Genomic DNA, 23,084 nt, shown 5'->3' with positions numbered 1-23,084 from the left:
CCGAAGACTGGGAGTCGGACGACTGGGAATCAGAAGATTCCGATGCCGAAGACTGGGAGTCGGACGACTGGGAATCAGAAGATTCCGATGCCGAAGACTGAGAATCGGACGACTGGGAATCAGAAGATTCCGATGCCGAAGACTGTTCGCTGGAGGAAGACTGTTCCACAACAATCTTTCCTGTAGTCGAAGTGTTAGAATCTATACCCGTCACTTCAATCGTAAAGACATATTCCTGTGCTACCGCATCCACATCCACGGTACCGAAGATCTTGAACAATTTCGCATTCTTGTCCATCGAGGCCTTTAGACCTGCAGGCAGTCCAGAAGCTTCAATAGTCGTCACATTTTCATATCTGTAGACTATCGGCAAAATGGTATCGCCAGCAGTCACAGTTCGATCCGCATTTTCACTTTCCAACTCGAATACAGTTACCAAAGGAGCATGTTTCACGACAATCTTTGCAAAGGCTGTATCTTTATTATCGGCACCGACAGCCACAAGCATCACCGTATACTCGCCATCCGTAAGAGATGCATCCACAGTCCCTTCAACAGTAACCGTACCCAAAGTATCGTCCTTTGCCATGGTCAGGCCTTCCGGAGCACCGCTCATCTCGATGGACTTCATATTCGCATATGTGAACACGAGCGGCTCAATAACCTCGCCAGCGGTTACAGTCTGCGTCGCATTACCGCTAGTGAGTGCAATAGTCGTTACAACGGGCTTATGTTTCACGACAATCTTTGCAAAGGCAGTATCACCATTATCCAAGCCTTCCACAACGACCTTCACTTGGTATTCTCCATCCCTGAGAGCCTCGTTTACGGCGCCAGCGACTGTCAGAGTCTTCGCACTCTTGTCCTGCGATACGGTTAAATCACCTTCGGGTAAACCGAGTACCCGTGCAGACTTCAAGTTTTCGTAACTAAACACAATCGGCACAATGGAGTCACCAGCAGTTACAGTCTGCGTTTCGTTGCCGCTCGAAAGCACAACAGTCGTTGCAACGGGTTTGTGCTTCACCGTAATCGTTCCTGCCGCTGTCACTACACTATCTTCAATTCCAGTGAATGTCACCGTGTAGCCGTATTCCTTGTCGTTCAACGTATCGGGAATGGCCCCTAAAATCGTATAGGTGCCTGCCAGTGTATCTAGATTTTTTTTCAAGCCCTTCGGCAAGCCCTCGACAGAAATATGCCTTATATTCTCATAGCTGAAGACAACCGGCTCAATCTCATTTCCTGCAACCACCGTCTGGTTCAGACTGCCACTGACATGTTCAATTGCAATGGTCTGTGACACCACAGAAGAGTCGGCTCCCTTCTCGAGCGAAAGATTCGCAATCGTCACCGATTCCCAGCGGGAACCGGGCAAAGTCAGCGTCAAAATTGCAGATTCATCTTTCCTGGCCGTAAGGACGCAGGAGAACTTCGAATCGCCCGCAGTTGCGGATAGCGCGACAGATTCATTGCAATACTCGCCGAGCGAAACAGCCATATCCATCGTGTTCTGCTGCAAAGTTGCCACAAAAGAGAGTGTATAGGTTTCACCCGAAGTAATCTCGCCTAAGTTCTTTCTGATAACGCGATCCGAAATCCAGTCATTCGACGCACCGATGGTCACCCCTTCATTGGAGTCATTCGTAATTTGGGCATTGCCTTCCCACTTGTCACTCACCACAACCGAGGAAGAACTGTTTTCGGAACTACTCGATGCAACGCTACTGCTTGACTGGGTCTCCGTTACCGTCACCTCAATCTCATAGATATCACCATTTACATAAATGTTCTCGACATACTTACCGGCATTTGTATTGGCAGGAACCGTGCCGTCGACAACAAGCGTCGTTCCCGAAAGCGAAATGTTCAAGAAATATGCATTCTGCGTCTGTCGATAACCCTTGTTCACGTTCGTGAAAATAACCGGCTGGAAAACGCCACCCTGTTGAACAGTCTGTTTCAGGTCACCCGTCACAACAACCGTTGCCATACTGGAAGACGACATGACGGAGCTACTCGATGCCACGCTAGAAGAGGAATTCACCGAAGAGCTACTGGACCTGGCGGAACTAGAGCTTGAACTGGACGGCGAGGCGACCGGCCTTATGGCCATGCCAGAGCAGCGCACGTCATCGACATACAGGTAGTTCATGCTCGGCTGAGTTCCCTTGATTTCCCAGGTAAACTTGTTGATGCGCTTTTTCGAAAGCGACACATTGTCGGCCCAGGATTCCTGCGTAAGCATGTCCCACGGAATCGTCACGGTTGTCCATGAAGACGCAGCAGTCTTCGTAATCTGGTGATACCCATAATCCTGAACAGCCGTATCTTCAGCCTTGAAGTTATGGGCGGCACCCTTGTACTTGTAAGTAATTTCAGAACAGGCGGAAAGGTCATAAGCCGTCTGCGTTGCATTCAATGCGACACTGAGGGCCACGTACGGATTGTACTTGTTGCCACCCTGCGAAAGCTTTACGCCAGTAATGCCCGCCGTATACTTGGTAGAACTACCCGCCGTGGAGCCCGGAATGACAACATTGTAGCCACCCTTGTTACCGGGACCGTTAGTAATGGTCGACGCACCATTATCACCTTCGTCGGTATAGGCGTACCATTCACCACCGGTAAAGGCGAAGTTATCACCATCCTCAAGATCATCGATATAGTCCGTAGTCCCCGCCGGCTGAACAAAGCTCGAGGAACTTGCGACAGAACTGCTCGATGACGGAGTAGATCCGCTACAGGCCGTATACGACTTGGGCAGCGAACCGAAAACATTCGTATTCACCCACTGACCGCTGTTGGAGTAGTTCCAGGCGCTCCCGCTAAAGTAGGAAGCTCCCTCGTTCTTGTTGGACACGGCCCAGTTCGCACCGGAAAGCTTGTGATCCTTCATCCAGTTGATCCATGTGGAAGCATAGCCGCTCACTCCACCATCGCCGTCGGCATTCACCGTTCCCCATTCCGAAACGAATACGGAAAGCCCGCTGTTCATGGCGCGCACGGCATTCGCCCCTTCATTACCGGTAGAATGCGTCCCCGCATAGAAATGGAACGTATAGGCGATATTCTTCTTGGAATCCGAAACCTCGCTACCGATAGCATCGCTCGGGTACTGGTCCCAGCTTCGGTTACCCACGAGAATCAGGTTGTCGGAATACTGGCGGATTGTCGAAACGACCGCTTCGGCATAAGTCTTGATAGTGCCCCAGGACTGCGAGGTGGGCTCATTGAAAACTTCAAAGATAACGTTGTCGTACTTGCCCCACTTCTGCGCCATGTAGCCAAAGAACTTCTTGGCGTTGTCGACATTGTCGGAGGCCTTGTGGCTGTGGTAGTCGATAATCACGTAGATGTCGTTGTCGATGGCGGCCTGTACCACTGTATTCATCAGGCCCTGGTAGTAACCTTCCTTGGTGAAGTAGTTGCCGGAACCCCAGTCCTCGTCGACACCCATCGGTGCACGGATAATCTGGATGTTTTGTTTCTGCACAAGCCCACTCACGATATCTGCGGTCCAGAAAGGTGAACCCACATCGCTCGAAATACTCCAGAAGAGGCTCATGCCCTGTACAGCAACCTCGTTACCGCTCGTAACGCCCTTACAGGAACCATAGATCTGGCCCTTGCCGCTGGAATTCTTGCCCGCCTGGAGTTGGCCGTACTGGCTTACTGGCCCCACGCGTCCAAACGAGACTGAAACAAGACCCATGGCAAGAATGCCTAGGCCCAAAAACTTCGCACTGAACAATTTTTTCATAAACATCCTTAAAGATACACCTAATTCCAAATATAATTTCATCATGTCTAAAATCCATGTGACAGGAAACACTCCTCAATGAAAGCCGGACACGACAGTATACAATACAATCTTTTTGAAGGGTTTTGTTCCGTTTTTTAACCAGTACCCACAAAAAAAGCCCCGCTCATAGGCGGGGCAAAACATCCGAAACGATTCAACAGCTAGTTTTCGTTGTTGTGCATTTCCATCTGTTCACGGTCCATCGTGTGCTGCAAGTATTCCTTGAAGTCACGGTCGATATTCACACCGTCGAAGTCGAGGTCATCGTTTTCCAACACGAACACGGCGCTCGGGTTATCGAGCCAGCCAACCACGTCCACGCCTTCGAGTTTCATGGACTTGTCACCTGCTGCCTGAGCAACATATTCAATCTTGGACTTGGCAACCCAACCCTGACCGCAGTTACCCTTCACGAGCACTTCGGTATCGCCGTCCTTCACGATGGTCAACTCGTCGTTAAAGCCAGCCGTGCAAACAACAGCACCACCATCTTTTTCCTTGGTCAGGTCAATGTCACCCAGCTTGGACTTCACTTTCTTACCGGCACCGAAAGAGAATCCGACCAGCAGAACGAGAGCAATTAAAAGCACCTTTTTCATATCTTTCCTCAGAAACAGGTTAAAACTTGACAATGCAGATAGGAATATACCTTTTATTTTTGACTTTTGTCACAATTTCTTTTAAATTTTTGCGTTATGAAGAAGATTTTACTTTTTTTAGCCCTTATTTTGGCTCTTTTGGGCACTTTTGCAGCCATAAATATCAAATCGAGGCTCTCGGAAACGGCCCAAAATAAGGATACGGTGCTTCTGGAAGTTCCCAGGGGCAGCTCCCCCACCAAAATTTTCCAGATTCTTGAAAAGAACGGCATTTGGTCCGACGACCTCGCCTTCCGGTTGACCATCCGGAAAATGAAACCGAACCTCAAGGCGGGATGGTTCGAGATTCCCGCCGGGCTCACGCTTCCTCAAGTTCTCTCCATTATTGAAAGCGGAAAGAACGCAGTCCGCCATGTGACCATTCCCGAAGGCCGAGCCTCGTGGGAAATCCCCTCCTACATCAAGAAGGCTTACCCAAACTTTAGCGAAGAACGGTGGAACAAGCTCGTCCAGGACCCGAAGTTCGCCCATTCTCTCGGAATCGAGGCCAACTCGCTAGAAGGCTACCTGCTCCCTGACACCTACCCGTTCCCCATCGATGCCGACGAGGAAGTCATATTGAAGCAGATGGTGGCAGCAAACCTCAAACTGCGCGACGAAATGCAAAAAGCGCCCGGTTCCATGTGGGAAACCCTCGGAAACTGGCATAAGGTTCTCACCCTCGCAAGCGTCGTCGAAGAAGAGACGGGTATTCCCGAGGAACGTCCGCTAATCGCTGGCGTATTCCACAACCGACTCCGTATCGGCATGCCACTCGGGGCCGACCCCACGGTGCGGTTCATCTTCAGAAACCTGACCGGTCCCATCTACAAGAGCCAACTTAACAGCGACAGCCCCTACAACACCCGCAAATTCAAGGGACTCATGCCTGGTCCCATCTCGAATCCGGGGCGCAAGGCTATCCAGGCGGCGCTCTTCCCCGCCCAGACCGATGCCCTTTACTTTGTTGCCAAAGACGACGGCAGCATGACCCACTTCTTCAGCAAGAACCTTTCCGACCACAACCGATACAAGGATGTCGCGGCAAGGAACCGGGGAGAATAGGGCCTGTCCGGCAACAAATCCGCGCACTCCTGTATACAGAATATTTTTGAGACACTCTAGCCTTAAAGTCCTGACATTGCTAACATTTGCGCCGCTATGCAAGTCAAGGATCGATCCCTCCTAAGCCTGTCCTGGCCGCTTTTCATCACCTTCGGCATCGCGACTTGTCAGCCGATGATGGACAGCTGGTTCCTGTCGCGCACCTCCGAAACGGCGGCAGCGGGCGTGGGGGCACTCATGCCCGTCCTGGGCGCCCTCTTTATGGCCATTCAGGCTTTCGCCCAGGCAGGGGCGAGCATCGCCTCCCAGTTTATCGGGGCGGAGCGTCCTCGGCAAGCGGGCACCACCCAGACCATGGTCCTACTCGGCAGCCTGCTTCTCGGCATTGCCATTACCTTAATCGTCATTCCGCTTGCCAACCAGATTGTCTGCTGGATGGGACTGCAAGGCGATGCCGCCGTGCACGCCCGCGACTTTTTGCATGTCGTCGCCATCGGTTTCGCCTTCAGGGCCCTGCAATCGACACTCACATCCTTGATTGCAACCCACGGACTCACCGTCTGGAACTTGCTCGGCAATATCATCACCATCATCTCGAACGCGGCAATGAACGTGGTATTCCTGAATGGCTACCTCGGTTTTCCGCAGATGGGAGTCAAGGGAGTCGCTCTCGCCACCATGCTCTCGTGGCTCATCGCATCGGGCATCCTCTACCTCATTCTTCGCTACAAGATTCACCACAAGATACGCAAGACAGATTTCAAGCGTTCCCGCGTCATCCTTCCCGACTGGATCCGCATCGGATTTCCCGCGGCAGTGGAACCTCTCAGTTTCCAAATTTTCCAGGTCGTGCTGACCGCCATCGTCGTTCACCTTGGCATTACCGCCATGACTGCGCGCATCTTCAGCGGGAACTTCGCCATGCTCGCCGTGATCCTGAGCGTAGGGCTCAGCTGCGGAAACCAGATTCTGGTGGCACATCTCGTCGGCGCTCACGATTTTGAAAAAGCCAATCGCAGACTCCACCAAAGTCTAATGGCCGGCTGTTCGAGCAGCCTCATCGTGGCCATTGTCGTTGCGCTCTTTGGAGGGCAGCTGCTTTCGTTCTATACCAGCGATCCCGAAGTCATTCGCCTCGGAAAGCTCTGCCTTTGGTGTGACGTCTTCTTGCAACCGTTCAAGGCTGCAAACATGGTCATTACCGCAGCACTCCGCGCATCGGGTGATTCAAAGTTCCCGGCCATCGTCGGTTCCGCCATGATGTGGACCTGCGGTCTCGGCACCGCATTGCTGCTCGCCTTCGGACTTGAGCTAGGCCTCGTCGGAATTTGGCTCGGCATGGCAAGCGACGAATTCTACCGGTCCATCGTCAACTACATCCGTTGGCGCGGAGGCAAGTGGAAACAGTACGGAGTCGTCTAGGACTTGCCTAGAACTCGTAGTTTCCGATTCTGATAAAATAATTGTAGTCCCTGAACCGGGTCAGGTCACCAAAGGTGTCGGTATCGACAATCCGGTTCAAACCCGCATAAATCACGACGGACCTGTAAGCAAAGCGTAGAGCAGGTTCAAAGACGAACTTGTTCACATCGAGACTTGCGAAGGGAGAATCCTCAAAGTCATGATAATAGGCTCCGAAGACCCATGCTCCGAAATGATCTCCATGTAGCGATATACTGGTTCGAATCAGACCATATTCATGCGAAGAGAGTTCCGGATTGTACCATTCCATCGACCAGGGCGATGCAGGTGCATGCTGGCGGTAGGCGATATCGAGAGGCGCATATCCAAAAGACCTGGGCGATACATAGCCATGGCCTTCATCGTGATAACGCTCAATGCCACCTGCCGCAGCGGCAGTCAAGGTCAAGAAACGCAATGGAGACATGGTCCAGCGCGCATCAGCCAAAAGTATCCAGTAAATCGGAACCACATCTATAATGCCATCATCAAAACCGATCGATTCAAAGCCGCCCCATACATTCAGGACATGTCCACCAGTCGCAAACCAGTCATCATCGACGCCGTTCAGGTAACGATAATGGAGCATGGGCGAAACCGGGTAAGTTTCTATTTCCTTGCCACCATAATTTTTGCGTTCCAGTTCAAAGGTCCTGGAACCAAAAACAAATTCTGCGGAAAACCGCTGATAGCTATCCGCAGAATAGAATACATTCATCCTCAGGTCGTTACGCCTTTCCGTGACGATGCGCATATGGCTGCTCATGCTCCCGTTAAACGACTTTAACGGAGAAAGCTTCAGGAAGTCATAACCTAGCTGCAATTCCCAGCGGCGATTCATCAACTTGGAAACATTCAACCGAGGCTGCAATCCATAAGAAGTCCCACCCCAGAAACCAGCCAGTACCAGTTCTATTTCCACATGGTCCACATGGTGCATGGACGCTTCGAAATAGGCGTTAGGTCCAATCGCATTCGAGCCGAAACCGCCCACAGCTACATCAAAGGTCGGATGAACAGAAGTTTCCACTGCAAGGGCACCGCTAGGCAACATGTTTAAATCAAGGGTATCGTAAGCGGGGTTTTCCAGCACTCCATAGGCAAACTGTCGCGGCGCCACTATACCCGTATCAGCCTTGTTCCAATAACTCATGACGGGACCATGCGTCTGTGAAGGAAGACTGTCAAAAGCAGGTTCATACCGGAACCAGGGCTTTGCTCCGCGACGATCCCTGTCATAAGCGACACGTCGTCCATTCAGAACCTTAAAGTCGGATAGTAGCTTTTCAAACGAAGTGAAACCAGCCTGTATCCAGACCGCACGGGCCGTATCAAGTATCGTATGGGCCCGGACAATTACGCCCGGCTGATTCACCAGTTGCGAAAGCGCCTGCCTTTTCAAGAGAACGGAGCGTTCGTCACCCGACAAGGATCCGCGCAAGGGATCGGAGACAACGACAATCGGGAGTTCCGACATGGAGTCCTCGATTGGCAAAGAAAGATAGGGACACAGTTCTCCGGATACGGAGTTCACGCGATCCTGCGAACGCACCCAAAGCGGAAGGGACGCAATGATTTCTTTCGTTGAATTATCCTTCAGTTCAGGATATCCCTCCTTACAACCCATAACAGCGATCGGAATCTTATAAGGGCCACGCTGGCGATAGAGGCTTTCCTGAAAACGGAGTCTGGCCAAGGCCCGAACCACCTGCATCGAATCAACCACTAAAGGTTTCTTGTGGCGTTCCATAAAATGAGTCGAATCTGTAGACAAGGTAAACCGCTGCCGTATCGAGGGAATTCCAGAAATAGAAATGGGTATTCCATGCGCATCCGCCTTCTTATAACCGAGCTCCGACCCCGGAGCAGAAAGATCATGGCCGACAAATGGCGCAATCGCCGAATCCAGCATCAGCTTCTGTATGTCATCCAGGGGCACTCCACGAGACCACAAGGCTCCCATCCAGGCACCCCACGATGTTGCAACAATCGAATCGACGGGAATGCCGTATTCCTCTATGGCGTAAAGTACGCCCAATTGGAACCACGGCGAACGCTCTCCACCACCTAGGTAAAGAACCGTCTTGACCGAGGAAGAATCCGTCGTTTCTTTTTTCAGGGTATCCGCGGCAACGGATTCTACAAGGGTATCGAGAACGGGAACATCCTGGTTTGTCAGGGAATCTCCGTCGAGAGTTCCTGTCGCAAACGCCACAAAAGGCAGTCCCAACAGAAGCAGGACCGCACGACACTTCGCTTTCAGAACGCTATCCCAAACGTGCCGGAACAGATGCATACCTCGCCGCATCCTCCTGAGTCACGTAGCCCGCCTTGACCAATTCGGCAAGGCAATCATCCATAAGCATCATGCCTTCGGAAGCAGAGGCCGACATAATCGACGGGAGCGTATAATATTCGCCGCTACGGATACGGGATGCGACATTCTGCGAACCGTAAAGGATTTCCCAAGCGGAGACCGCGCCCTGGGCCCCCGGCAAAAGTCGCTGAACCACGATTCCCTTCAATACGGCTGCAAGCATATTGCGAGCCAAATCGCGATTTTCAAGGGATTCGGCCGAAAGCAAGGCGTCCAGGGCGCCCACCGCGTTACCCGCGGTGACCGTGAGCACGACAAGCGCTCCCGCCTCCGCCGCACGAAGCACAGGAATCAGCGAAAGCCCCTCAAAGTCGCCCAGCCATATCACGTCTATGCCACTGCGCAGCGCCTGTTCCATTTTTTCCGGTGTGTCTCCCGTAGTATTCTGAAGAACCAGGCAGTCACCGTACTTGACCGGAAGTTCGGATTCCTTGTCCAAAAAACTCACGCGAAGAACGCCCGACTGGCAAAGAGCGGAAACATAGGCCGTAGCCGTCGTCGTCTTGCCACAGCAAGCTGGCCCTGCAAAGACGACTAGGCCTGAGCGCATGCCGAGAAGAGCAGAAAGGGACTGGGGCGCGCCCAATGTCGAAAAATCGGGGCACTCGTCAAGCATCGGCCTAAAAATCGCCGAATTACCGAGAGCCGTTCGGTTGTAGCGGACACGGAAACGCGAACCGCACCATGGGCCACCCATCAGAGTTCCTGCTTCACCATCCATCGAGCCTAGAAAAGCCCTTAGCGCACCCACTTCGACAGGAGGAGCATCGGGAATGGCGCAAACTTTTCCGGCGAGGCGGACCGCCGCGGACGCCCCCTCGGTAACCACGAGTTCGCTTGCGCCCACATTCAAAGTATATTCCAACAAGGATTCAATTTCAGTTGCCATAGCGGTCTCCTCAATTTGCCGGACGGTAAGAAGCAAAGCGACGGCCATCGACAGCGCGCATCCACGCTTCGGCCCCGTCAATGTAACCCGATTCGACACACTTCTGCAGAGAGTCATCCAAGGAAATTCCCTGACTTCCCTGACTACTTATAGCGGCAGCCAACTGGGCTATCTCGCCGCGACGCAACATGTTCGCCATGGTCGAGGTCATCTTGGTCGCCTCTACAGCAAGCACCTGCCCCTGATTCTGTACAATGGGAATCAAGTGCTGAACGATAATTCCCTTCAGTTGCTCCGCAAGGGAATTCGCAAAGGCCGTACGGTTTTGTTCCGACACGGAAGAAATCAAGCGGGATAGAAGCGCATGCACATTGTTTCCAACCGCAGAAGCGAACACGAGAGCGCCCGAATTCGAAGCACGCAGCAGCATCGACAGTTCGTCCATATTTTCTAGATGATCGAACACAATGACATCTGCCCCGCTCTGCATGGCAAGTTCAATGCCCTCGATTCCCGTACGCACATGAAGTCCCACTTCACGTTGAGCGATTGCTCCGCGGGGATTCTGCAGCAGGCGTTCAATCGGCTTTTCGATAGTCTGTATGTACACATCGCGATTCGCCGCTATCGTCTCGGCAAATGTCGCCATCGTTGTCGAACGACCGCTAGCCGCAGGCCCTGCCACAAGAATCAGACCGCTATTGAGTTCGGCAAACTGATTGCAGAAAGCCGGCAAGTAGAGATTTTCAAGCGTCGTAGATTCCTGCGGAATCACGCGAATTGCGATACTCGGATTGGTTCCATTCCAGGTTACGGTCATACGGGCACGACCGACACCGGCAAGACCTATTGTCTTGCTGAAGTTCTTCCCGACAACAATCTTATAGCCATCCGAGAATCCTTTCGACGCCTCGTCCAGGCGTTCATTAATGCGAGACAAATCTAGAGGCTGTTCCGACGCCACAAAGAGAGCTCCCGACTGTCGCATCACCACAGGACGCCCCGCATACAGGTAAATATCCGTCGCATTGAACTTGCGGGCAAAGGCAATCAGCTGCGCCATATTCGTCATGGGCCGAATCGTTTCAGGAGCTTCTACCGGAGTACCTTCTCCAGTTAAAATGGCAAAGCGACTAGGCAACTTCTCGGTTTCTTCTTCGGAAGTTTCCGCTTCGGCTTCTGCCTGGACCTGCACCGTACTGATACTTGTCGATTCAAGCCCCGCTACGGATTCCACTTCCATATTTGAAGTGGAAACCTCGCCATAAAGGCTATTGCCTTCGATATGCAAGCCTTCCTGTTCAGCAGCCGGCTGAGGGGCAGGCGCTACAGAGGGGGCTGAGGCCGGAGGCGCTTCAAAACGAGCTGTCTGCGATGCAGCCGGTTTTGTAGATGCACTGGCAACAGACGCCGGGGCACTGGTTGCCGGAGCCTTACCATCAGCTTCTGCGGCAGCTTTCGCTTCGATCTGCTTGACAAAAGCAAGAACCTTGATATACATCGGAGGCTGCAAAACACCTGCATCCACAAGGACCTGACCAATATCTTTCTTGTCCGTTATCTCGGACCAGTGCGCCTTAATCTGAGCTTCCGTCACGACCTTGTTATGCACAAGGACTTTTGCCATGTACTGGTTTCTCATAGGAAATCCCTCCGGCTAAACCACCAGCTAGCAATCGCAAGGAATACACCCACATAACCGATTGCATAAACAGTATTCCAGAACAGATACAAGTCCGGAAGCGCCAAACCATGGACAACGTAGCTTGTCACATTATAACGATAGAGTCCAGGAAAGACTGCATGAATCACAATGGCCATTTTTTCGAAAAGAGCCGTAGACGCATCGCCCATTTCTCCCATACGGCTTGCAAAGCGGACCTGTTCCAGGAGCTGATCACTCAAGTGACCCGCAAAGTAAACACCCAAAGTAAACAGAGCGCTAAGCACCGTACTGCTGAAGCTGCTAAACAGGAGCGCAACGGCAATGACCACCGCCATCTCACAGAAAATCAGGTAAATAGCCGTAAGCAGGCTGAGCGTCGGGTCCGATCCCGTCACGAAAAGAATTGCGTAATAGATTAGCGTGAGAAGTACCAAATGCACCGCCACGACCGCAAGCAATCCAAAATACTTGCCCACGATAAAGGCCACACGGCTAATCGGTTTGGACAAGAGTGTGAGAACCGTGCGCCGCTGAATTTCCTTCTGCACCAGACTGATACCCACAAAGATCGAAATCAGGAGTCCCGATAGGCTCATCACTGACAGCGTCGTCGACTTGATGACATAGGACCGGTCAAACACGGACCATTCTCCAAGCACAATACTAAACAGCGTAAGAGCTATCGCCAAGAATCCGATGTTGTAAAGAATCTTGTCGCGAATGGATTCACGGAAAGTATTGAGGGCAATAATGCCAATATGCTTAAGCGTCTGCACGGGCAATCTCCTCTGTCAAAATGTCTTCGAGACTCGGGCGCTTGTGTTCCATACGTTCCACAGCAATGCCCTTATCCAAACAGTAATGCAATAGACGGTCACGAGCGGCATCGTCTGCACATACACATTCCTGCGGGTGACCGGCGGGGGTAACCCCCTCGGGCAGTTCTGCCAGCGGAATCGCTTCGCGGGTACGCACATGGTATTCCACGCCGCAAGATTCCGTAATCTCGTCGACGGTTCCTTCGCGCACGATTTTGCCGTCCACTATCATCGCCACCTTATGGCTGATCGATTCTACATCACTCAGCAAGTGGCTCGAATAAAAAATAGTGACACCCGTACGGTTAAGTTCCATAATGGCTTCACGCACATCGCGACGGCCCATTGGGTCCAGTCCGCTCATCGGTTCATCGAGAATCAGCAGTTTGGGCTTACCTAGAATTGCCTGAGCAATACCAACGCGCTGCATCATGCCCTTGGAATACGAACGCAAGCGACGGTCAATCCAGTCCTTGTTCGCATGCAACAGGTCCAACGACCAGTCGACACGCTTATTCAGCTCCGCACCCGAAAGTCCAACTAGCTTGCCGTAAAACTGAAGCAACTCGCGACCCGTCAGGTAATCATAGAAGTAGGGCTGCTCAGGAGTATACCCGATATATTTACGGCTCTTGACATCGCGCGGAGAAATTCCGTTCACAAGGACCTTGCCCGAATCAAAATTCAGAAGACCGGTCAAGACCTTAATGGTCGTAGACTTGCCTGCACCGTTCGGTCCGATAAAACCATATACCTGACCTTGTTCCACGTTAAAGCTTACATCCTTGAGTGCAAGCTTCGGTTTCATCAGAAAACCGCTATGGTATGTCTTATGTAAATGTTCAATCTTGATCATAAATCATCCATTCAGTTGTCCCGGTCATCAGAATTCTTGCCAAAGGCCCGAGTCTGGGCCTCCTCGATTTCGCGTTGGCGCCGTTCTTCCTTTGCTTTCTTGTTGATAAAGAAATAAATCACGGCACCAAGCGCATAGCACGCAATGCCCGAATAGAAAATCGGATTAATAGAATGACCTTCCAGCCCCGGGAATATATTCAGGACAAGGCTATGTCCAAAAAGCATCAAAAGCACAAGAACAAAGCCCAGTGCACGAAGTACATAAGTCACGACAACAAGTTTTCGCATAGATACCTCAAAACCGCACCTTTCGGTGCATTTTTCTTTTAAAGAAAAATACACAAATATTTGAGTAAAGGAAAAGCCGCGTTCCAAAAAAGCCTATAAAAAAGCTGATTCCGAAACGAGTTCGGAATGACTTTCAACTACAAGAATTCAAAAGAGAAGCGTCTATTCAATCAGCGCAAGGCAAAGGCTCAAAAACGAAGTTTTGCAAAAACGAGCAGAAGCAGGCGTGAAACGACATGGCGTACAAAGATACGCGAGGAGTTTTACAACGCACCTATGCGAATTTTTTAGCCCTTCACATGGATTGCGGCGGCAAATTCCTTGAGCAGTGCCGGGTCTTCGACCTTTTCCCAGAGGGTTCCGGTCACGATGATGTTCGCGCCGGCAGCCACGCGGACCGCTGCAGTCTGCGGATCCTTGATTCCACCGCCAGTAATGATGGTCATCTCGGTCGCCTTGCGGGTATAGGCGATGTGTTCTACCGGCACGGGTTCTTCTGCGCCGCTGCCCGCTTCCAGATACACGTAGCGCATGCCCATGAGTTCTGCAGCAATGGAGTTCACCATGCTGAGTTTCGGCTTGTTCGCAGGCACCGGCATGGTGCCACTGATGTATTCCACCGTGGTACGCTTGCCGCTGTTAATCAACTGGTATGCCGTCGGAATCGCTTCCATGTTCAAGGCACGCACCAGGGCACCACCGCGCACCTGTTCGTCAATCAGGTAATTCGGATTTCGGCCGCTCACAAGCGTCATAAAAAGCATCGCGTCAAAACCAGGCACCACCTGAGAGGCGCCACCCGGGAAAAGGACTACCGGCAAGTCCACGTTGGCCTTGAGGGCAGCCACCTGCTTCGGGAGCGTGAAGTTGCCCAGGTAAGACCCGCCTACCAGCAAGAGATCAGCGCCGTTTTCGGCAGCCATCGCGCCCGCCTTCACAAAGGCGGCCTCGTCAGAGGTATCGGGATCCAACAGCACGGCAAAAAGCGCACCGCGTTTCTCGATTTCTGCGTTCAGGCGAAGTTCGGTCTTACCAGGTTTCATAATCAATTCCTTCGTTCACAAGCGGAACACGTCCCTTAAAGATACAATATTTCAGTGCGGCTACCGCCTGAGCACCAGGCGAGTCACCGTTTTTGCGCCCGAAACCGCCCTCACGGCATATACTCCCGGCTTCAGGGCAGAGATATCCAGCGAAACGCGGCGGGCATTGCCGTTCCAGCGCAGGGTTTCGCGATTGTTCACGTCGAATAGGCGGATTTCACGGATATCGCCCGAGCTTACGACCTCAAGGCGTTCACCCGCGAGCGTAAAGTTCAGATCCTGTGCCGGCGCGGCGACAGGCTTCACGGCATCCGCCGAGTCACTCCCGAACTTTTCCCCGATATCCACGCCCTTCTGCTTCACGAACCGCGAGATGAGCCGGATATACGCCGTCTGGTACCCGAGAGAGGGTTCCGTGAGTTCCCAGGAATCGATGGGCCAGCCCTCGTTGATATCCGCGTACATCTTCGCGTGCGGTTCCCCGACCGGGAGCGATACCGCATAGCAGAGCGCATTGTTCGCGGCACTCCCGCAACCCTTCGCAGAGTTGTTGGCATCGTACTCCTTGCAGCAGGCCGCCCACGCATAGCGGGAGTTCGCACCGCCCGTCACGTAGCCCGGAGCGGGGTTATCGCCCGTAAACCACCCGTGATAGAACTTCGTGACGCTCTTGCCTGCACCGTAGCCGCCCATGTTCGAGAGATACACCATGCCGAACGGGTTCACGCCGTGCAGGTAGTGCAGGTAATCTTCCGCGGCATCGTGCCATGCGCCCGCTTCTGCAGAGGTCGCGCCGTCGCTACCCGCCATCAGGTCGAACAGGAGCCCGCTCGAAGCCTTGTGCGAATTGGAACCCCAGTTGTAGTCGCGGATGTAGGAGCGGTAGCCGTCATGTCCCAGGCCCGCCGCAATATACTTACTTTGTCCAAAAATCGAGACGAAGCGTTCCTGCACGATTCCCTTCACTTCGGCATCCGCATCCTTGTAGCCCAGGTACTGCAGGTAGAGCAAGTCGTGCGCAATGCGGTACTGGTCGAGCGCCCAGCTGCCGTACTGCCGCATCAGGGGCAGGCTATCGGGAGTCGCCTCGAAACGCCCGAGGTATTTCGCGTCGCCGGTGAGTTCGTACATCGCAAAGTCCGAAGCCACCTTCACCGCGAAGCGTGCACCCGTCGTGTAGTTGGTATCGATTTCCTGCTGGCCCGCCGCAAGGTCCTTGGTGCCGTATTCCGCCTTGTTGTTGTAGAACATGGAATCGGGACGAGCCTCGGCCCACTTGTAGGCACGCTGGGCGGCATCCTTGAGCGTCGTCGCGTATTCGGTGTTCCCGCGCTTTTGTGCAACTATGGAACCGAGCGCGAACGCCTTCGCCGCAGAGTAGGCAGACATCGCGTTGGGAGCGCCGTAGTAACTGCGGCCCGTCGCCGCCGAAGGGGGCGATACGTGGTCCTCGTCAACCACCGAGAGCACCGAGCCGTCCTCGTTCTGCATGCGGAGCAGGTGATCCATACCCCATTTCACCTCGTCGAGGACATCGGGAATCCCGTTGCCCGATTCGGGAATGTTGTAGTCGTCGGTAAATGCACATGGCACGTCCATGTAGGCGCGCAGAAGCGTCTCGATGTAGTTGCCGTTCCAGATGGTGTACTTGTTGAAGTCGCCCGCATCGAACCACCCACCGCTCACGTCACGTTCCGTCGCGGCATTCGTGCTGTCGGTAAACAGACGGGCCGCCTTGTCCTGCGCGTGGTTCATGGCATCGGCCCAGTCCTTGCCCGCATACTTTTCCTCTTTCGCCATGCCTACGCGCTGGTAGAACATCATGCGCATCGCCGCCTTCAAGATATCGTTGTACACGTCGTCCCGGATGCGGAAGTAGAAAGACTGTTTCAGGTTATCCGCCTTGTCACGGATAAAGTAAGTACCCGGCGTATTGAGCTGCGAGAAGTCAAACCACCAGACTTTATCGCCCGAGGCGGTATCGATTGCGCCTTCCTGGAAGGCGACTGGCGCACCGGAAAACACAACCTTCGCCGTCGCGCTGTCCACGACTTCCATCACGCTGCCCGGAGTGTACGAGAGCGCGGCGTCGTAACCCACCTCGGGGCTACGCAACACGGCGACCTTCTTTGCGTCGGGGCGGTACCCGAACTGGTCGACGGTAATGAACACGTCCTGCGCAAAAGCGGCAGGTACGAGGAATGCGACTAGTAGAAACAATGGGGCCATTTTATTCAATATAGTATAGGGCAGGCCCGATTGCGACCCCATTTTTATTCCAACTTGGAACGCATTTCGCCCCAAAACGACACCCGCGCGTGACGCGCTTCACAACGAGCCGCCCATAAGCGCAAGCCAATCACTATTGACTATATTAATGGCATGGACTTTTTCACGAAAGTAGACATCCCCGCGTCCGGATTCAAAATCGACTACACGAGCCGCATCGCGTTTTTCGGGTCGTGTTTTGCAGACAACATTTCGGCACAGTTCGCATCGCGGAAATTCAATGTGCTGACAAACCCATTCGGGACGGTATACAACCCGCTTTCGATCGCCCAAATGGTAAAGAACATCGCCGATGGAAAAGTCTACGGCGACGCCGATGTGTTCCAAGACGTATGCCGCGGCAACGGCCACGGCGACAACCTGTGGCATTGCTGGGATGCACATAGTTCGCTTTCGGCAGGCTCCCGCGAAGAATGCATCGCCAAGTTGAACGCAGCCATTGCAACCGCACGCGAATTCATCGCCAACGCCGATGTCGTATTCGTGACGCTCGGCTCGGCATTCGTCTATACGCTGAAAGAAACGGGAATCGTCGCCGCGAACTGCCACCGACAAGACCCGAAAATGTTTGAGCGTCGGCTGATTTCCGTCGAAGAAGTCGCCCGTGCCATCCGCGAAATCGTCGAAAATCTGCGCAAGATAAAAAATCAGACCAGGATTGCTTCGCCTTCGGCTCGCAATGACGTTGCAAGATTTACAAGCGACAACACCCCCCGCATCGTATTCACGGTATCGCCCATCAGGCACAGGGGCGACGGCGCACACGGCAACAATCTTTCCAAGGCAACGGTACTACTCGGCATAGAAAAAGCAATTGCAGAGATTGCCGCGTCGCCTTCGGCTCCTCGCAATGACGCAGTTACATATTTCCCAAGCTACGAAATCGTAATGGACGAACTGCGGGATTACCGTTTTTACGCCGACGACATGGTTCATTTGTCCAAAACCGCCGAGGAATACATCTTTGAGCGAATGGTCGAAACCTACTGCAACGACACCACCCGCGAAAACATGGCGAAAATCGAGAAGTTCATGAAGATGGCATGCCACCGGATTCAGAACGAAAGTTCCCCCTCCTCGCAGGAATTCCAACAGAAAATCAAGGTTCATGCAGTCGAACTTGAGAAACAGATTCCCGGTCTTGACTTAAGCCGCGAAAAAAGTCTACTTTAGGGAGCTATTTTAACAACACCTAACAACGCTTTTAGCTTTTGAAACACAACATTTCTCCCTCTGGAATATATCTTTAGAAAAAATCCATAAGGAGAGAGTGATGTCTTTCAAGAAATCAGTAACCGGTATTGCACTCGGAGCAACCCTTATTGGCACAGGTTTCACAAGCGCCTTCGCCGCAGACGAAACGCTCCGCAGCCTTGCCGAGGAACGCGGGCGCTATATCGGCGCCATTCTGAACAGCGAATGGTTCGGTGGCGGATGGGGCGCCAGCATCGAACCTGAATTTGAACAAATCCACAAAGTTCAATTTAACGCCGTCGTTGCAGAAAACGAGATGAAATTCGACGCGACCGAACCGAGCGAAAACAATTTCAACTATGACAAGGGCGACAAGATGATTAAATACGCGCAGGAAAATGGCATGCGCGTACGTGGCCATGCACTCGCCTGGCACAGCCAGGTTCCCAGCTGGGTAAACAGCTACAGCGGTCAAAAAGACAAATTGCTAGCCGTGCTGAAAAATCATATCGAACATGTCGTCGGGCACTGGAAAGGCCAAGTCGCCGAATGGGATGTGGTAAACGAAGCCGTCAACGACAACAATCCTCATGGCTGGCGTTCTTCGGGATCCGTGTGGTACGAAGGTATAGGCCCTGAATTTTTGGACTCCGCTTTCGTGTGGGCACACGCCGCTGACCCAGATGCAGAACTCTGCTACAACGACTACGCCATCGAATGGGGACTCAGTAATGGTTCCAAGGCCAGTTTTGTATTGGAACAGGTGAAACGCTGGAAAGCCAACGGTATACCTATCACTTGTGTAGGCACGCAGACACACATTGAAATTTCACATGAAACTACGCCACAGAATATCCGCGCATTCGCCAAGGCGCTCGCCGAACTGGATGTCAAGCTGAACATCACCGAACTCGACATCGGGTTTCCGCAGGGTTCTGCAAACAGCCTCGGCGCTTCCGACTACGCTAAGCAGGGGCATTTGTACCGCCAGTTCATGGACGTGTTCCTTGAAGAACCCAACATGGGCGAATTCGTGATTTGGGGACTCACCGATGCTCACAGCTGGCTCGACGGTTCACAGGGCAAGACGCAGGGGCTGCTTTGGGACAAGAATTACAAGGCCAAACCCGCCTTTGACAGCGTCATGGCGAGCCTCAAAGCGCACCCCATCGACGATGTAGTTTCGCCCTACGGCTTGAAAGCCATCATTGATCCGCCCTGCGAGGACGCTTGCGGCGATTCCATCGACGCCATCAAGACCGTAGCATCCACAAGCAATCTCTCGATGAGTCTCACCGGTCGCACACTCTCTATTGCAGGCGCCACCGCCGCCAAGGTCGATGTATTCGATATGCAGGGCCGCCCGGTATTCAGCGAGAAGAACGTAAAAGGTTCCGTCGAACTCAGCGGACTTTCCGAAGGCCTATACATCGTGCGCATGCGCGACGGCTCCAAGAACCTCACTCAGAAAATTGCGATAAAGTAAAACGCACGGTACTCCACAATTACAACGAATATCAAAAGGCTACGAAACGAATCGCAGCCTTTTTAATATCATGATTTGGAATTCGGTTATTCCCTTTCATCCCTTTCCTTGTGGTGCCAGTAATCGAGTTTTTCGGCATCTAAGCCGATATGCCTTGCAATGAAGGCCGGGTTGCGCCCCTGCTTGCGCTGGAATTCGTAATCGCGGAGTGCCTTGAACGCGACGCCTCCCAGAATGACGCACGCAGGCAGGTTGATGAGCGCCATGCCGCCCATCGTGATGTCGGCAAGCGCCCAGCAGGCATCCATCGGAGTCACCGCGCCAAAGAGCACCACCAGGCTGCACAATATATGAATCACCGTCATAGCCTTCTTGCCGGGCATTTTCTTCTTGTTGATGTATGCAATCGCGTTGTGCACGTAGTAGAGGTTACCTAAAAGGGTTGTGAATGCGAACAGCGTCATCGCCACCGTAATGAACACCGGGCCCACCGCACCGAACGTCGTAGAGACAGCCTGCTGCACGTACATGGCGCCTGCGTTCTCGGCAGTTCCCGGCACGCCGGAAACAAGGCACATCAGGGCTGTGGCCGTACAAAGGAAAAGCGTATCGATATACACCGAAAGCATTTGCGCGAGGCCTTGCTTTACCGGGTGCGAAACATGAGCCGCAGCCGCAGCATTCGGGGCGGAACCCACACCAGCCTCGTTGGAATAAAGTCCACGCTTGATGCCGTACATCAGGCAAGAGCCTGCAATGCCGCCACCAATCGCCTGGAAGTCAAAAGCATCCTGCATAATCGCGACAATCACAGAGGGAATCAAGTTAAAATGTGCAATCAGCATGATGGTCGCAAGAATCACATAGAAAAGTCCCATGACCGGGACAAGGATTCCCGTCGTCTTTACGATGCGCTTGCCACCGCCGAACAGGCAGAAACCCACCAACACCGCAAGGATTATGCCGATAATCCATGGCGTGACCGACGGGTTGTAGAAACTGTATGTTTCGAAAGTCGACTGCAGGTTGTAAGAGCAAAGCAGATTGAAGCCGAACGCGTAAGTAGAAATCAGGAACACCGCAAACACGATGCCCAGCCAGCGGCTATGCAGCGCACTTTCAATATAATACGCAGGGCCACCGTAGCAGCCATTCGTACGACGGTCGCGATGTTTGTACACCTGCGCAAGCGTGCTTTCGACAAACGCCGACGATGCTCCGATAATAGCAAGCACCCACATCCAGAAAGTGGCACCGGCGCCACCGAGGCAAATTGCCGTCGAGACACCGATGATGTTTCCTGTACCCACGCGCGATGCCGTAGACACAAGCAGTGCTTGCAACGAAGAAACCCCGCCCGCCTCGTGCGGCTTTTCAATCAGCGTGCGAACAGCTTCCACAAAAAGTCGAATTTGCACAAACCGTGTGCGAATGCTGAAGTAAATACCCGCAGACGCGAGAACGATAATCAGAATGGGGTAATAAAGGACGCTGTCAACCGTGTTCAAGAAATCGACAATCATCGCATCTCCTAACAAAAGAGTGTTCAAAAGATAATATTAATATATGCAAAAATTCCAAGCAAGGCGCAAGTCAATCCCTTACGCAACGAACAGAGAATGCGCTCTCCTTATCGTAATAAGCACCTAAATAAGCCCCCAGATCTCGGGTCGATAAATGCATGTTGAAAGCTTTATCGCCAAGACCCTCCGTAACCGACCAAAAAAATGCACCATACTTTTCTTCATCAAAAAAAGCGGTGACATTACTGGGAATTATAGCAACAGGATCGTTACCGTCATAGTAATATTGAATAAAATCGCTTCTAGGAATTCGATATCCTGCAGGAAGCGCAGAAAAACCATAAAGATCTCCATCGCTATCATAGTTAAAATCGTTATCCCAACCGGAAACAGACTTTAGTTCTATACCAGCATATTCAGGCCCAGCATCCACAGCGGAAAAAAGAATTTTCCATTCTGTTGTATCAGGAAGATGCCAACCTGCAGGACATACATTTACAGCATCAACCCACTTGTACAGACGTCCGTATTTATCGCAATACTCTGTCTCATTCAGATAGCATACACTTGAATCCAAGACAAAGTTCAAATTTTCCGCCATCCAAACCTGACTACCAATGACAACCGTTCTATACGTTTGTCCATCACGTAAATCTGTCAGTGTCCCCTCTATCTGTTCGGCACCAGACTTATCCTGGAGACAACGCACTGATAAAGCTTCATCTTTATTAGCATCACCTATAGACGGGCCGTAATTATAACCTATATAGAAACCATAAGCATTTGTATCATTACTGCTTTTGCCAGAAACCGACCAAAAACTAGCACTCGAACGATTGCCATAAACATATTGTTGTCTAGAATCTTTGTACCCATTAGGCAGGATGGAAAAACCATAACTGTCTATTCCATCTCTTTCATAACCAGTAACCCAAACCGAGGTTGATTTCAATGCTATTCCAGCAAAAGATCTTCCGCCTACATTTACAACCAGCGTCCACCATTCAGCCCTACTGGGCAAGTGCCATCCTTCCGGACATGCATTTAAAGCGGCATTCCAGTTATACAGGCGACCAAAATTCTCACAGGTTTTAGGATCATCGTTGTAGCACCAACTTGAATCCGATGCATAGTTCAAATTTTCCGCCATCCAAACTTGACTACCAATAGGTATAGTCCTATAACTCTGCCCGTCGCGGACATCAATCAGTGTTACATATTCAAAGTTGGTATTATAGAATACTTCGTTAGAACTGCTAGAACTATCATCGCCACAAGCCGCAATCAGTGCGACAATGGCCACATAAATAAAAAAGTTATTTATTCGACATTTCATTAAACATTCCATTTTGGGCAATTTCAAAAATGTGAATTTAAATATAAAAAAAGGCGCTCCGCTTATTGCGAGAGTCACCTTTTGAAAAAGAGACCCCCGACCAAGTCGGGGGAGACATGTTAATGTTGCGCTATTTAATTAAGCACCCAGCTTCGCTCTAATCCAGTTGTTGGCGTTGGCGATAGCACCGGCAATCTTGTCGACTTCCTTGGTGCCGGCCTGAGCGCGGTCCGGGCGTCCACCGCCGCGGCCACCGCAAGCTGCGGCGAGATCCTTGACCAGGTCACCGGCCTTGATGCCCTTGGCCTGAACGTTCTTGCCCACCATCACGGCGATGCTTCCGTTGCC

Annotated in this window: 17 protein-coding genes; 4 read left to right on the top strand and 13 right to left on the bottom strand. The window is 52.2% G+C overall.

What is annotated here, in order from left to right; translation table 11 throughout:
* Positions 1–3,763 (bottom strand): cellulase family glycosylhydrolase (locus Q0628_RS14185; protein ID WP_298772079.1); only part of this gene is annotated, 3,763 nt, incomplete at its 3' end.
* A 203-nt stretch (positions 3,764–3,966) separates the two neighbouring features.
* Complete coding sequence (locus tag Q0628_RS14180; RefSeq protein WP_298772077.1) at positions 3,967–4,404, bottom strand: hypothetical protein; 438 nt, start codon at positions 4,402–4,404, stop codon at positions 3,967–3,969.
* Between the two features lie 96 nt (positions 4,405–4,500).
* On the opposite strand from Q0628_RS14180, the gene mltG reads away from it, so the two are divergent.
* Together mltG and Q0628_RS14170 are read left to right on the top strand one after the other, a co-directional pair.
* A complete protein-coding gene (mltG, locus tag Q0628_RS14175; RefSeq protein WP_298772075.1) occupies positions 4,501–5,508 on the top strand; it encodes an endolytic transglycosylase MltG in 1,008 nt (335 codons plus the stop codon).
* A 96-nt stretch (positions 5,509–5,604) separates the two neighbouring features.
* A complete protein-coding gene (locus tag Q0628_RS14170; RefSeq protein WP_298772074.1) occupies positions 5,605–6,930 on the top strand; it encodes an MATE family efflux transporter in 1,326 nt (441 codons plus the stop codon).
* A gap of 7 nt (positions 6,931–6,937) precedes the next feature.
* On the opposite strand, the gene Q0628_RS14165 is transcribed toward Q0628_RS14170, so the two are convergent.
* The 8 genes from Q0628_RS14165 to Q0628_RS14130 form a co-directional block, all read right to left on the bottom strand.
* Positions 6,938–9,265, bottom strand: coding sequence for a patatin-like phospholipase family protein (locus Q0628_RS14165; RefSeq protein ID WP_298772072.1), 2,328 nt, complete (start codon positions 9,263–9,265; stop codon positions 6,938–6,940).
* Positions 9,237–10,235 carry an ATPase, T2SS/T4P/T4SS family gene (locus Q0628_RS14160; RefSeq protein WP_298772070.1) on the bottom strand — a complete coding sequence of 333 codons (999 nt, stop codon included), beginning with the start codon at positions 10,233–10,235 and terminating at the stop codon, positions 9,237–9,239. Before Q0628_RS14160 ends, Q0628_RS14165 begins: the two co-directional genes overlap by 29 nt.
* A 10-nt stretch (positions 10,236–10,245) precedes the next feature.
* Positions 10,246–11,877, bottom strand: coding sequence for an ATPase, T2SS/T4P/T4SS family (locus tag Q0628_RS14155; protein WP_298772069.1), 1,632 nt, complete (start codon positions 11,875–11,877; stop codon positions 10,246–10,248).
* On the bottom strand, positions 11,874–12,677 hold the full coding sequence (locus tag Q0628_RS14150; protein WP_298772067.1) for an ABC transporter permease: 804 nt from the start codon (positions 12,675–12,677) through the stop codon (positions 11,874–11,876). Before Q0628_RS14150 ends, Q0628_RS14155 begins: the two co-directional genes overlap by 4 nt.
* The gene (locus tag Q0628_RS14145) at positions 12,664–13,575 is read right to left on the bottom strand and encodes an ABC transporter ATP-binding protein (protein WP_298772065.1); all 912 of its coding nucleotides are present in this window, start codon (positions 13,573–13,575) and stop codon (positions 12,664–12,666) included. Before Q0628_RS14145 ends, Q0628_RS14150 begins: the two co-directional genes overlap by 14 nt.
* 11 nt (positions 13,576–13,586) lie before the next feature.
* A complete protein-coding gene (locus Q0628_RS14140; RefSeq protein WP_298772063.1) occupies positions 13,587–13,865 on the bottom strand; it encodes a hypothetical protein in 279 nt (92 codons plus the stop codon).
* Between the two features lie 287 nt (positions 13,866–14,152).
* Positions 14,153–14,908, bottom strand: coding sequence for a geranylgeranylglyceryl/heptaprenylglyceryl phosphate synthase (locus Q0628_RS14135; RefSeq protein WP_073114226.1), 756 nt, complete (start codon positions 14,906–14,908; stop codon positions 14,153–14,155).
* 60 nt (positions 14,909–14,968) lie between these two features.
* On the bottom strand, positions 14,969–17,137 hold the full coding sequence (locus Q0628_RS14130) for a glycoside hydrolase family 9 protein (protein WP_298772058.1): 2,169 nt from the start codon (positions 17,135–17,137) through the stop codon (positions 14,969–14,971).
* Positions 17,138–17,290: 153 nt separating this feature from the next.
* Between Q0628_RS14130 and Q0628_RS14125 the strand changes: the two genes are divergently transcribed.
* Together Q0628_RS14125 and Q0628_RS14120 are read left to right on the top strand one after the other, a co-directional pair.
* On the top strand, positions 17,291–18,370 hold the full coding sequence (locus tag Q0628_RS14125) for a GSCFA domain-containing protein (RefSeq protein ID WP_298772057.1): 1,080 nt from the start codon (positions 17,291–17,293) through the stop codon (positions 18,368–18,370).
* A gap of 100 nt (positions 18,371–18,470) precedes the next feature.
* Positions 18,471–19,877 (top strand): endo-1,4-beta-xylanase, encoded by a 1,407-nt coding sequence (locus Q0628_RS14120; RefSeq protein ID WP_298772056.1) that lies wholly within the window; start codon positions 18,471–18,473, stop codon positions 19,875–19,877.
* An 86-nt stretch (positions 19,878–19,963) separates the two neighbouring features.
* On the opposite strand, the gene Q0628_RS14115 is transcribed toward Q0628_RS14120, so the two are convergent.
* The 3 genes from Q0628_RS14115 to Q0628_RS14105 all read right to left on the bottom strand — a co-directional run.
* Entirely contained in the window at positions 19,964–21,400 is a 1,437-nt protein-coding gene (locus Q0628_RS14115) for a sodium:alanine symporter family protein (RefSeq protein WP_298772054.1), read from the bottom strand.
* A gap of 70 nt (positions 21,401–21,470) precedes the next feature.
* Positions 21,471–22,748 carry a fibrobacter succinogenes major paralogous domain-containing protein gene (locus Q0628_RS14110; RefSeq protein ID WP_298772052.1) on the bottom strand — a complete coding sequence of 426 codons (1,278 nt, stop codon included), beginning with the start codon at positions 22,746–22,748 and terminating at the stop codon, positions 21,471–21,473.
* A 126-nt stretch (positions 22,749–22,874) separates the two neighbouring features.
* A partial coding sequence (locus Q0628_RS14105) for a DHHA1 domain-containing protein (RefSeq protein ID WP_298772050.1) occupies positions 22,875–23,084 on the bottom strand: 210 nt, incomplete at its 5' end.

Source organism: uncultured Fibrobacter sp. (genome assembly GCF_937877005.1).
Taxonomy (GTDB): Bacteria; Fibrobacterota; Fibrobacteria; order Fibrobacterales; family Fibrobacteraceae; genus Fibrobacter.
This window is presented reverse-complemented; position numbering and strand designations above follow the sequence as displayed.